Below are 11641 nucleotides of genomic sequence, written 5' to 3'. Positions count from 1 at the left end.
GGGCCGGGCCGGGCGGGGCCGGGCGGGGCCGGGCGGGGCCGGGCGAGCAGGAACGAGTGGTGCACCCGTTCACTCGTCGTTCTGCTGCGCGGGGGCGGGCCCGCAGGTTAGCGTGCTGGCGATGTGGCGCACGCGCGACGGCGCGTGAGCAGTGGTCACCGCCAAGGAGGCACATTGTCGGACGATCTGCTCATCGCGAAGATCAACCACGGCTTCGACCACCTCGACGCCGACGGGGACGGGCTGATCACCGAACGGGACCACATGCTGATGGGCCAGTCGGTGGCCCGTTCGCTCGGCCACCGCGAGGGGTCGGAGGCCGAGGCCGTCATCGTCCGGGCCTATCTGACAATCTGGCAGGACCTTCACCTGTCCCGCCTGCCCGTCGGCACGGAGGAGGTCACCCGCGAGCAGTTCCTGCGCACGACCGCCGCCGTCGCGGACGACCCGGAGGCCGCCCGGAACTGCTACGGCGCCCTCGCCACGGCCTTCCTGACCGTCGCGGACGCCGACCGCAGCGGGACAATCGACGCCGGCGAGTTCTTCGTCTTCCAGCGCGGCCACTTCGCGGGCCTCTCGCGCGACGACGCCGACGAGGCGTTCCGCCACCTGGACCTGGACGGCGACGGCGTGCTCTCCGCGGCCGAGTTCCAGCGCGCGATCATCGAGTACTGGACCAGCCGCGACCCGGACGCGCCCGGCAACTGGTGGACGGGAGTGGCTCCCTCCGAGCTCTGAGCCGGTCTTCCTTCCCGGTCCGCGGGGCGGCGCGACGGCGGGGGGCGACAGCGGCGACCGGCCCGGGGCAGTCGGGCCGGATGTCCGAATTGCGGCTATGGTTCCGGCCATGTGCACTCGCGTCCCGTGGCAACGGGACGCCCAGCCGGTGCCGGTCGGCCGGAACACGGGCCGGAAGCAGAGCCTCGGCACCAGCCTGTGGGTGCTCCCGCGCGGCATCGAACGCACCGGGATCGGAGCCGAGGACCCCAACCCGCTGACGTGGACGGCCCGTTACGGCGGCCTGGTGGCCGCCGCCCACGACACGGCCGGTCGGCCGGGCGGGCGGTCAGGCGGCCGGTCGGTCAGGCGGCCGGGACGATCCGCTCGACGATCGCGTCGATCAGCGCCGTGAGGCCGTCCGTCCCGAGCACCTCGGGGAGGGTGAGGTGTTCGAGGATCAGGCCGGTCATCGCGAGGTAGAGCACGACGACGGTCTCCCGGTCGCCCGGCAGGCCCTGGCCGAGGTGGTAGCCGACGTTGGCGTCCAGCTCCTCCCGGACCGCCTCGGTGAGCCGGGCGCGCAGTTCGGGGCGGCGGGTGGCCTCCAGGCGCAGCTCCAGCAGGGCGACGTAGCCCGCGCGGTCCTCGGAGATGCGGCGGAAGATGTCGCGCACCAGGGCCTTGACCAGGTCGCGGTCGTGGGGGGCCAGCAGCAGCTCGGCGATCATCACCGGGTCCGGGGTGAGCCGGTGGTGGATGTGCCGGGCGGTCTGGTTGAGCAGGTGGTCGCGGTTGGTGAAGTAGTTGGAGGCGGTGCCGTTGGGCACGCCCGCCTGCACGTCGACCGCGCGGAAGGTGAGGCCGCGGGCGCCCTCGCGGGCGAGGACCTCGATGGCGGCGTCGGCTAGGGCGGTGCGGCGGGCGGGGTTCTGGACCATGGGCCGATTCTCTCTTCCACGGGTTCGGGGGCTCTTCCCGGCCCCGGAGTTTCGTGCGGCTGGACAACCACTACAGATGGAGTACTCTAACTGGAGTGGTTGGCGCGGCGGGCCGAAACGCCCTGCCCGGCCGACCGATTCGCGTCCCCGACCCCAAGGACCTGTATGCGCAAGCTCACCTACCTCATCGGCGCCACCATCGACGGCTTCATCGCGGACCCGAACGGCGGCTTCGACTTCTTCAACCCCTTCGTCACCGAGGACTACGCCCCCACGCTGTTCGGCGAGTACCCGGAGACCATCCCGACCCCCGCGCGCGCCGCGGTCGGTATCGCGGAGGCGCCCAACAAGCGCTTCGACACCGTCCTGATGGGGCGCGGCACCTACGAGCCCGGGCTGGCCGTCGGCCTCACCAGCCCGTACGGGCACCTGCGGCAGATCGTGCTCTCGCGCACCCTCGACCCGGCCCTGGAGCCGGAGGTGGAGATCACCTCGGAGGACCCGCTCGGGCTGGTACGCCGGCTCAAGCGGGAGGAGGGCGGGCTCGGGATCTGGCTCTGCGGCGGCGCCGACCTCGCGGGGCAGCTGCTGCCCGAGATCGACGAGCTGATCGTCAAGCAGTACCCGGTGGTGGCCGGGGAAGGCGTCCCCCTGTTCCGCGCGGGCTTCGAGCCGCGGGCCTTCACGCTCACGGACAGCCGGATCTTCGAGCGGGGGAACGTGGTGCTCACGTACGAGCGCGCGGCCGCGCAGTCGTGACGGGCGGCGGGACCTGCCGGCACCGCCGACACCGCCCGGACCGCCCGTACCGCCGGACGGGTGCGGGGCGTACCGTGGACGGCCCCGCCCTGGAGGTCCGCACCCGTGTCCCGTGTCGCGTCCGTCTCCGGTGACGCCCTGCCGTTCTTCGTCTACGGCACCCTGCGCAGCGGCGGGCACAACCACGCCGCCCACCTCGCCGGGCGCTGCGCGGACGTCCGGCCGGCGGTACTGGACGGAGCCGCCCTGCACGAGGGCCCCGGGTACCCGTTCGCGGTGCCGGACTCCACGCCCGGACGCCGGGTGCTCGGCGAGCTGATCACCGTCCGCCCCGGCGCGTACGCGCAGGCGCTCGCCTCGCTGGACCGGCTGGAGGACTGCCGCGAGGACGGCACGGGCCTGTACGTGCGGCGGCGGCTCGCGGTGCGGATCGGGAGCGGGACGGGCGAGACGCGGGAGGCGTGGGTGTACCTCGCCGGGCCGGTGGTCGCGGCGCGGCTGCACGAGCGGCCGGCGCTGATCGCCTCGGGGGACTGGTCGGCGGCGAACGGCTGACGCCTGACGAATGACAGCCGACGGATAACAGCCGACGGATGACAACCGACGGATAACAGCTGACAGATCACAACCGACAGATGTCAGCGAACAGCTTTCACCTTTCGTTCGCTGAACTCTGTCCGCCAGGTAGGCTGCCCCGACCAGCAGGAATGCGGGAACACAGGACCGATCGACGAGGAGCCCCCGGTGCCCGAGCAGCCACCCCCGATCACCGTCGTCGGGATCGGGGCCGACGGCTGGCCCGGCCTGGCACCCACCTCCCGGGACGCCCTGCGCGAGGCCGAGGTGGTCCTCGGCGCCACCCGGCAACTGGACCTCCTCCCCGCAGGCGAGGTCGAGGCCGAGCGCATCGCCTGGCCCTCCCCCCTGCGCCCCGCCGTCCCCGGCCTGCTCGCCCAACACCACGGCCGCCGGATCGCCGTCCTGGGCAGCGGCGACCCGATGTTCTACGGCATCGGCCGCACCCTCACCGAGGTCGTCGACACCCCCGACCGGCTGCGCTTCCTGCCGCACCCCTCCTCCGTCTCCTACGCCTGCGCCCGCCTCGGCTGGCCGCTGGAGTCCACCGAGGTCGTCAGCCTGGTCGGCCGCCCCCTGGACACCCTCACCCTGGCCCTGCACCCCGGCCGCCGCCTGCTCGTGCTCAGCGCCGACGCCACCACCCCGGCCGCCGTCGCCGCGCTGCTCACCGAACGCGGCCACGGCGCCGCCCGCCTGACCGTGCTGGAGAAGCTCGGCCACGCCTCCGAACGCCGCCTCCTCGGCCGCGCCGACGACTGGCCGCACACCCCCGGCGACCCGCTGAACGTCATCGCCGTCCAGCTCGGCGAAGGACCGCACAACTCCCTCGTGCCGGGCCTGCCCGACACCGCGTACGAGAGCGACGGCCAGCTCACCAAGCGCCATGTGCGCGCCGCCACCCTCGCCGTCCTCGCCCCCTCCCCCGGCGAACTGCTGTGGGACGTCGGCGGCGGCTCCGGCTCGATCGCCGTCGAGTGGCTGCGCGCCCACCGCGACTGCCAGGCCGTCAGCGTCGAGCGCGACCCCGTCCGCGCCGAGCGGATCAGCCGCAACGCCGCCACCCTGGGAGTCCCCCGCCTGCGCGTGGTCTCCGGCCGCGCCCCCGCCGCGCTCGCCGAACTCCCCGCCCCCGACGCCGTGTTCATCGGCGGTGGCCTCACCGCACCCGGCCTGCTGGAGAGTTGCTGGTCGGCGCTGCGCCCCGGCGGCCGGCTGGTCGCCAACACCGTGACGCTGGAGTCCGAGGCACTGCTCGCCGAGTGGTACCGGCGCCACGGCGGGGACCTCGTCAGGCTCGCCGTCGCCCACGCCGTCCCGGTCGGCGGCTTCACCGGGTGGCGCCAGGCGATGCCCGTCACCCAGTGGTCCGTCGTCAAGCCCCGAACCCCGGCCGAAACCCCGCCCGAAACCCCGGCCGGCGCCCGAGCCGACGCGCCGTCCGACACCCCTCAGGAGAACGCCTCGTGACCGTCCACTTCATCGGAGCCGGCCCGGGCGCCGCCGACCTGATCACCCTGCGCGGCCAGCGCATCCTGGCCCGCGCCGAGGTCTGCCTGTACGCGGGCAGCCTGGTGCCGCGCGAGCTGCTCGACGAGTGCCCGCCCGGCGCCCGCCTGATCGACACCGCGCAGCTCAACCTCGACCAGATCACCGCCGAGCTCGTCGCCGCACACCGCGCCGGCCAGGACGTCGCCCGGCTCCACTCGGGCGACCCGTCCGTCTTCTCCGCCGTCGCCGAGCAGATGCGCCGCCTCGACGCGGCCGGTATCCCCTACGAGGTGGTCCCCGGCGTGCCCGCCTTCGCCGCCGCCGCGGCCGCGCTCAAGCGGGAGCTGACGGTGCCGACCGTCGGCCAGACCGTCATCCTCACCCGGATCTCCAAGCGCGCCACCCCCATGCCCGAGGGCGAGGACCTCGCCACCCTCGGCCGCAGCGGCGCCCTGCTGGTGCTGCACCTGGCCGCCGGCTACGTGGACGACGTCGTCGAGCAGCTCCTGCCCCACTACGGCGCCGACTGCCCCGCCGCCGTGGTCGCGATGGCCAGCCGCCCCGAGGAGCTGGTGCTGCGCGGCACGCTCGCCGACATCGCCGGGCAGGTCAAGGAGGCGGGCGTGGTGCGCACCGCCGTCATCATCGTCGGCCGCACCCTGGCCGCCGAGCAGTTCCGCGACAGCCACCTCTACTCGACGGAGCGCGAACGCCCGCACGAGCCCTGCGGCGCATGACGCGGCACATCCTGGTCCTCGGCGGGACGACGGAGGGACGGGCGCTGGCCGCCGCGCTCGCCCCCTCCGGGCACCGGGTCACCAGCTCACTCGCCGGGCGCGTCGCCCAACCCCGCCTGCCCGCCGGGGAGGTGAGGATCGGCGGCTTCGGCGGCCCCGAGGGCCTGGCGGACTGGCTGCGCGCCGAACACGTCGACGCCGTCGTGGACGCCACCCACCCCTTCGCCGCCGGGATCTCCCGCAACGCCTCCCTCGCGGCTGCCGCCACCGGCGTCCCCCTGCTCGTGCTGCGCCGCCCCGGCTTCGCCCCCGCCCCCGGCGACCGCTGGCACCGGGCCGTCTCCCTCGCCGAGGCGGCGGACCTGCTGCCCGGCCTCGGCCACCGCGTCTTCCTCACCACCGGCCGCCAGGGCATCGCCGCCTTCGCCCACCTCCACGACCTGCACTTCCTCGCCCGCTCGGTCGACCCGCCCGAGCCGCCGATGCCGCCCTCGCTCGAGGTCCTCCTGGACCGGGGCCCGTTCACCCTCGACGACGAACGCGCGCTGCTGCGCACCCACCGCGTCGACGTCCTCGTCACCAAGGACAGCGGCGGCGCCGCCACCGCCCCCAAACTCACCGCCGCCCGCGAACTCGCCCTGCCCGTCGTCCTCGTGGAACGCCCCCCGGTCCCGGAGGGCCTGCCCGTCGCCCCCGACGTGGAGGGCGCCCTGCACTGGCTGGAGCGCCTCGGGTAGTTTCGGCCGCGCCCGTCCGGGGATGACGCCTGCACGCACGAAGTCACGTACGCGGCAGAGCCGTTCGGCCCAGGGGGACGTGTGGCAGACAGGCGGCTCGCCTTCGTCCGGGTCAGGTTCGCCAACGGGGTGAGGAAGCGCGCCTCCGGGTACCTGGTCGCGCCCGACCTGGTACTGACGGCCGCCCATGCGCTCACCGCGACGGGCGGCCCGGACCTCGAGTCGGTCACCGTCCGCTTCCCCCACGCCGGGAACGACCCGGTCGCCGCCGAGACCCTCTGGCAGCGCCGGGACGAGCAGGTGGACGCCGCCCTGCTCCGCACCGCCGGCCGCCCCTTCCTCGGGGCCTCGGACCTGCCGCCGCTGCGCTGGGGCGTCTTCGTCACCGACCGGCCCGGCTGCCCGGTCACCGCGATCGGCTTCCCGCGGGTCGACGCCACCGAAAGCACCTACGACACCCGGCAGTTGTCCGGGGTGATCGACCCCGGCACCGGAGCGCTGACCCACCGCTACGAGGTCCGCAGCGCCCAGCCCCTGCCCCCGCAGCGGTTCCCGGCACCGGGCGCCACCCCCTGGTCGGGCATGTCGGGAGCCGTCCTCTTCCACCAGGACCAGGACCTTCTCCTCGGCGTCGTGCGCACCGACCGCCGCCCCGCGCACGGCAGCCTGCTCACCGCCACCCCCGCCCAGGCCCTCCTCGCCGACGACGGCTTCCGCGCGCTCCTCGAGGCCCGTGCCGGCGCCCCCCTCCTCCCGGAACCCATCGAGATCGCCCACCTGCTCGCTCCCCTCGCCCCGGACCACCGCCCGCTCTCCCCGGCCGGCCTGCTGAACGCCGAGTTCGAGGTGGTCCCCCTCCACGGGCGCGAACCCGAGCAGCGCGAACTGCGCGACTGGTGCCGCCCGGACGGCCCGGACGTCTCCGTGCGCATCCTCGCCGGTACCGGCGGCACCGGGAAGACCCGCCTCGCCCGCTGGCTCGTCGCCCACATGCGCCGGGAGGGCTGGACGGCGGGGCAACTGCGCCAGAACGCGCTCGCCGACGACACCGGGCGGGCCCTGAGCCGCGTCGAGGGCCCGCTGCTGCTCGTGACGGACTACGCCGAGGCCGAGGCGTCGCAGATCCGCGGCTTCGTCGAGGCGGTCCTCGCCCGGCGCAGGCAGCGGCCCACGATCCGTCTGCTGCTGGTCGCCCGCGCCGCCGGCGCCTGGCGCACCGACCCGCTGCTGTCCGGCTCCTGGGCCGACGAGCTGGTCCGCGGCGCGCCCGTCCGCGAACTCCAGCCGATCAGGGACGGCCTCGCCACCCGCCGCGCCCACTACCGGCAGGTGCTCCGCGCCCTCGCCCCGCAGCTCGAACGGCTGCCGGGCCATCCCCTGCCCGTCGACGAAACCAGCCGCCCCGCGCACTGGCAGGCCGTCGCCGAGATCGTCCAGCCGCCCGAGGACCTCGCCGACGACGCGTACGGCGTCCCGTTCAACCTCCAGCTGAGCGCCCTGGTCGCGCTGCTGCGCCACGCGCCGCTCCCCTCGGCCGACACCGTCCGGCAGTTCTCCCCCGCCACCCTGGAGGACGCCCTGCTCGACCACGAGAGCCGATACTGGGCCCAGGCCGCCAGGCGCAACGGGATCGCCGTCTCCCGGGAACTGCTCAGCCTCGCCGTCGCGGTCGCCACCCTCTGCGGCGCGCCCGGCCGGCGGGAGGCCGTCGACACGTTCGCCCGCCTGAGCGTGCTCCCCGCCCACCTCCACGTCGAACTGGCGCTGCTCGTCAGGAGCCTGTACCCGTCGCCGAGCGAGTACTGGGGCCGCGTCCAGCCCGACCGCCTCTCCGAGCACCTCGGGGCGAGGATGGTCCTGGACGACGAGGACCTCCTCCCCGAGATCCTGGCCGTCGCCTCCCCCGCCCAGCAGAAGCAGGCGCTCATCGACCTGATGCGCGCCGTGCTGGCCCACACCCTGGCGGGGCGTACGGCCACGGCCAGGCGGCTGCTCGACCTGCTGGGCGGGGCCGTCGAGGAGGACCGCGCCTGCCTGGAGGCCCTCACCGCGCTGTACCTGGCGATGCCCCCGGGGATTCCGGTCCTCACCGGATTCGAGATCACCCTGTCCCGCAAGCTCGTCCGGTACCACCGGGCCCGGGCCGCGGACGCCCCCGAGCACCGGGCCGACCTCGCCTGGGCGCTGAAGCAGCAGTGGGCCTGCTCCCTCACCCCGAGCCGTCCCTCGGGCGACCTCGCGCCCCTGGAGGAGGCCGAGCTCATCCTGCGCCGGCTGGCCGTCCAGGACCCGGAGGAGTACCTCCCGCCGCTCGCGCGCTGCCTGACCAGCCTCGCCCACGCCCTCCGGCGCTCCGGGACCGCCGAGAAGGCGATGGAGGCCGCCCGCAACGCCGTCCACCTCAACACCTCGCTGATGACCTGGGGCACCGGCCCGACCGAGGAGGTCCGGGCGGCCCATCTCGGCGACCTGGCCGACGCCGTCCACTCCCTGGCACTCGCCGCCCACGTCTCCGGGGACCGGGCCACCGCCCGGCGGCTGCTGGAGGAGGCGGGCAGGCACTACACCGAGCTGATGCGCCAGGACGGGGACCGCTACCGCGGCGACGTCGCCGCCGTCCTGATGGACCTGGCCGAGGACTACGCCCTGGCCGGCTACCACCGCCTCGCCCTCGCGGCCGCCCACTTCGCCGTCCGCCACCACCGCGACCGCGCCCGGCACGATCCGCTCGCCTCGGAGGCGTTCCTGGCGGACGCCCTCGACGTCCTGATGGAGCGGCAACTGGACTCGGCGCGCTGCATCGACCTGGCCAGGGGCTGGACGGCACGGAGCCACGGACGGGCCGAGCCCGCGAGCACGGCATGGGTGTACCGGACGAACGGGTCGACCCCCGCCCAGGCCGCCGTGCTGCGACGGCGCATCGGCGAGCAGTACCCCGAGGAGTACCTGATCGTCCGGGCCCGCTCGCTGGCGTTCCTCACGAGGTACGAACTGGGCCTGAACCACGTCGAGGCCGCGGTGCGCCACGCCCGGGAGGGCGTACGGGTGTGGAGGCTCCTGGCCGACCGCGCCCCCAAAGGCGGCGACACCGACCTGGCCTACGTGCCCGACCTCTCCGTTGCGCTCCAACTGCTCGCCCGGGTCCACCTTGTGACAGGGGACCTCCCCCGGGCCGTCGCCGCGGCGCGCAAGGCCGTGTCGATCCTGCGCCGCCTGCCCGGCGGCCGGGCCGCGCTGGTGCGGGCCGAACTGGCCGACGCACTGCTGACCCTGTCGGAGATCCGGCGGGGCGCGGCCCCGCGCGGGGACCGACGGGTCCACGGCGTCCGGCCGGCGCAGGAAGCGCTCCGCGTCGCCCACCGGCTCCATCGGGAGCCCCAGATCCTCAACCGGTCTCTGTACGATGCGGCGTTCGCCGTGAACAGGGGTGGAACATGAGCAACGACGAGTCCGCGCAGCGCGACCTCGACGACTGGCTGGAGCCCGAACCGGAGGAGGCCGTACAGACGCTGCTGTTCACCAGTCTCGACTCCTTCGTCCGCGAGTACCTCGTCGTGATGCTGGCCGAGCACCACGACGGACGACGGGGCACCTGGTGCCGCCAGTGGTGGCGGCACCCCGACGCGGTCGCCCGGCTGGCGACGATGTGGCGGTCGTTCGAGTACCTGAGCGCCGACGCGGCCCTGGGCCTGTCCACCTGGTGGACCCAGCACGCCGACCCCCACCTGGCCGTCCTGCGGGACCCCGACACGGGCGCCTTCGCCGGCTGCGCCGGCGGCCACGTCGACCCCGAACCCCTCCCGGTCGACCCCGCCCCGGACGAGCTGATGAGCCACCCGGCGTTCTCCCTCATCGCCGACCGCTCCGCCCTGACCCCCGAAGCCATCCGCCACTCCCAGAACCCCTGGCTCGACTGGATCGCCTACACCCACCCCAACCCCCCACCCCTGCCCTGAACACCGGGATGGATGCGACGAAGCTGCCCCTCCGGCCTCAACAGGTGGGGCGGGAGGGGCAGCTGACGGTTGATCAGACCTCTGCTCAGATGTCGCGGAAGGTCTCGATCTGGGCGCCGATGGAGTTGAGGCGCTCGGCGAGGTCCTCGTAGCCGCGGTTGATGACGTACACGTTGCGCAGCACGGAGGTGCCCTGGGCGGCGAGCATCGCGAGCAGGATGACCACGGCCGGGCGGAGCGCGGGCGGGCAGATCATCTCGGCGGCGCGCCAGCGGGTGGGGCCCTGGACGAGGACGCGGTGGGGGTCGAGGAGCTTGACGTCCGCGCCGAGCCGGGTGAGCTCGGTGAGGTAGATGGCGCGGTTGTCGTAGACCCAGTCGTGGATCATCGTGGTGCCGTGCGCGGCCGCGGCGATGGCGGCGAAGAACGGCACGTTGTCGATGTTGATGCCGGGGAAGGGCATCGGGTGGATGGTGTCGATCGGCGCCGTCAGCTTGGAGGGCCGCACAGTGAGGTCGACGAGCCGGGTGTGGCCGTTGTGGGCGGGGTACTCGGGGGTGCGGTCGTAGTCGAGGCCCATGCCCTCCAGCACCGCGAGTTCGATCTCCAGGAACTCGATCGGCACCCGGCGGATCGTCAGCTCGGAGGAGGTGACGACGGCGGCGGCGAGCAGGCTCATCGCCTCCACCGGGTCCTCGGCCGGGGTGTAGTCGACGTCGCGGGTGATCTGCGGGACGCCGTGCACGGTGAGGGTGGTGGTGCCGATGCCCTCGATCCGCACGCCGAGCTTCTCCAGGAAGAAGCACAGGTCCTGGACCATGTAGTTGGGCGAGGCGTTGCGGATGACGCTGACGCCGTCGTGGCGGGCGGCGGCGAGCAGGGCGTTCTCGGTGACGGTGTCCCCGCGCTCGGTCAGCACGATGGGCCGGTCCATCGGGGCGCCGGGCTGGACGGAGGCGTGGTAGGCGCCGCCGGTGGTGGCGACCTCCAGGCCGAAGCGCTGCAGCGCGGTCAGGTGCGGCTGCACGGTGCGGGTGCCGAGGTCGCAGCCGCCGGCGTACGGGATGGCGAAGCGCTCGGCGCGGTGCATCAGCGGGCCGAGGAACATCAGGACGCTGCGGGTGCGGCGGGCGGCCTCGACGTCCATGGCGGCGAGGTCGAGCTCGGCCGGCGGGGTGAGTTCGAGGTCGCGGCCCTCGTTGATCCAGCGGCTCTTGACGCCGATGCTGGTGAGGACCTCGAGGATGCGGTAGACCTCCTCGATCCGGGCGACGCTGCGGATCGTGGTGCGGCCGGTGGTGAGCAGCGAGGCGCACAGGATCGCGACGCAGGCGTTCTTGCTGCTGCGGACGTCGATGGCGCCGGAGAGCCGGGTGCCGCCGGTGACGCGCAGGTGCATCGGGCCGGAGTAGCCGAGGGAGACGATCTCGCTGTTGAGGGCTTCGCCGATGCGGGCGATCATCTCAAGGCTGACGTTCTGCTTTCCCTGTTCGATGCGGTTGACCGCGCTCTGGCTGGTTCCGAGGGCCTCGCCGAGCTGCGCCTGGGACCAGCCGCGGTGCTGGCGCGCGGTACGGATGAGGGTGCCGATACGGGTGAGATAGTCGCCTGTCACTCGGCAGACAATATCTCATGGGTGAGATGACGACAGAATCAAGGGCGGACACGGCACTACATTTGTCCGTTTCTCTCTCCGTATGGCCGTCAGATCTTCACATCACCGCGCG

Annotated in this window: 10 protein-coding genes; 8 read left to right on the top strand and 2 right to left on the bottom strand. The window is 74.0% G+C overall.

Annotated features, from left to right (window positions below; all coding sequences use genetic code 11):
• Positions 1-174 precede the first annotated feature (174 nt).
• The gene (locus IH61_RS0108220) at positions 175-738 is read left to right on the top strand and encodes an EF-hand domain-containing protein (RefSeq protein WP_031067182.1); all 564 of its coding nucleotides are present in this window, start codon (positions 175-177) and stop codon (positions 736-738) included.
• A gap of 344 nt (positions 739-1082) precedes the next feature.
• Here the strand turns inward: IH61_RS0108220 and IH61_RS0108215 are convergent, their stop codons facing one another.
• Entirely contained in the window at positions 1083-1658 is a 576-nt protein-coding gene (locus IH61_RS0108215) for a TetR/AcrR family transcriptional regulator (RefSeq protein WP_031067180.1), read from the bottom strand.
• A 165-nt stretch (positions 1659-1823) separates the two neighbouring features.
• Between IH61_RS0108215 and IH61_RS0108210 the strand changes: the two genes are divergently transcribed.
• From IH61_RS0108210 to IH61_RS46835, 7 genes are all read left to right on the top strand, one after another.
• On the top strand, positions 1824-2417 hold the full coding sequence (locus tag IH61_RS0108210) for a dihydrofolate reductase family protein (protein ID WP_031067177.1): 594 nt from the start codon (positions 1824-1826) through the stop codon (positions 2415-2417).
• Between the two features lie 105 nt (positions 2418-2522).
• Complete coding sequence (locus tag IH61_RS0108205; RefSeq protein WP_031067174.1) at positions 2523-2972, top strand: gamma-glutamylcyclotransferase family protein; 450 nt, start codon at positions 2523-2525, stop codon at positions 2970-2972.
• A gap of 189 nt (positions 2973-3161) precedes the next feature.
• Positions 3162-4463, top strand: a complete 1302-nt coding sequence (locus tag IH61_RS0108200) for a bifunctional cobalt-precorrin-7 (C(5))-methyltransferase/cobalt-precorrin-6B (C(15))-methyltransferase (protein WP_031067171.1) — start codon at positions 3162-3164, stop codon at positions 4461-4463.
• Positions 4460-5221, top strand: a complete 762-nt coding sequence (gene cobM, locus IH61_RS0108195; protein ID WP_031067169.1) for a precorrin-4 C(11)-methyltransferase — start codon at positions 4460-4462, stop codon at positions 5219-5221. The genes IH61_RS0108200 and cobM overlap by 4 nt, the downstream gene beginning before the upstream one ends.
• Positions 5218-5958: a cobalt-precorrin-6A reductase gene (locus tag IH61_RS0108190; RefSeq protein WP_031067166.1), complete on the top strand. Its 741-nt coding sequence runs from the start codon at positions 5218-5220 to the stop codon at positions 5956-5958. The genes cobM and IH61_RS0108190 overlap by 4 nt, the downstream gene beginning before the upstream one ends.
• A gap of 81 nt (positions 5959-6039) precedes the next feature.
• Positions 6040-9396, top strand: coding sequence for a S1 family peptidase (locus IH61_RS0108185; RefSeq protein ID WP_031067163.1), 3357 nt, complete (start codon positions 6040-6042; stop codon positions 9394-9396).
• Entirely contained in the window at positions 9393-9914 is a 522-nt protein-coding gene (locus IH61_RS46835) for a DUF4913 domain-containing protein (RefSeq protein ID WP_063763160.1), read from the top strand. The genes IH61_RS0108185 and IH61_RS46835 overlap by 4 nt, the downstream gene beginning before the upstream one ends.
• A gap of 85 nt (positions 9915-9999) precedes the next feature.
• On the opposite strand, the gene IH61_RS0108175 is transcribed toward IH61_RS46835, so the two are convergent.
• Complete coding sequence (locus IH61_RS0108175) at positions 10000-11529, bottom strand: UDP-N-acetylglucosamine 1-carboxyvinyltransferase (protein ID WP_031067157.1); 1530 nt, start codon at positions 11527-11529, stop codon at positions 10000-10002.
• Positions 11530-11641: the final 112 nt, after the last annotated feature.

Source organism: Streptomyces sp. NRRL WC-3742 (assembly GCF_000720635.1).
GTDB lineage: Bacteria > Actinomycetota > Actinomycetes > Streptomycetales > Streptomycetaceae > Kitasatospora.
Note: the sequence above shows the minus strand (reverse complement) of the source record. Positions and strands in the feature narration are given on the sequence as shown.